Origin of the sequence: Zoogloea sp. LCSB751, assembly GCF_002028455.1 — a bacterium.
Taxonomy (GTDB): domain Bacteria; phylum Pseudomonadota; class Gammaproteobacteria; order Burkholderiales; family Rhodocyclaceae; genus Zoogloea.
Genome location: NZ_MWUM01000689.1, coordinates 1 through 232 on the forward strand (window position 1 = coordinate 1; position 232 = coordinate 232).

General features: G+C 61.6%; 1 protein-coding gene. It reads right to left on the bottom strand.

The window, feature by feature from the left end; translation table 11 throughout:
- Positions 1–232, bottom strand: a 232-nt coding sequence (locus B4920_RS28195; RefSeq protein ID WP_139379806.1) for a DUF932 domain-containing protein, incomplete at both ends; no start/stop codon positions are given.

The window sequence follows — 232 nt, forward strand, 5'->3', positions numbered from 1 at the left end:
AGAGGGTGCCATCGCAGCTGGTGGCCAGCAGTAGGTAGGATTTGACCACATCCCCGCCCTTGAGACGCATGTCCTGACCTGTTTTGGCTAAGGCCCACAGCTTGCGGCCGCCCTTGAGTGAACCGGCGGTCTCCAGCCCGAAGCCGCCAGCCTCGACCAAATCCTGATAGAAATGCAGCACCTCGTGCGGCTGTACCACCTTGTAGCGCTGGGAGACCACCGAGAGCGGTTC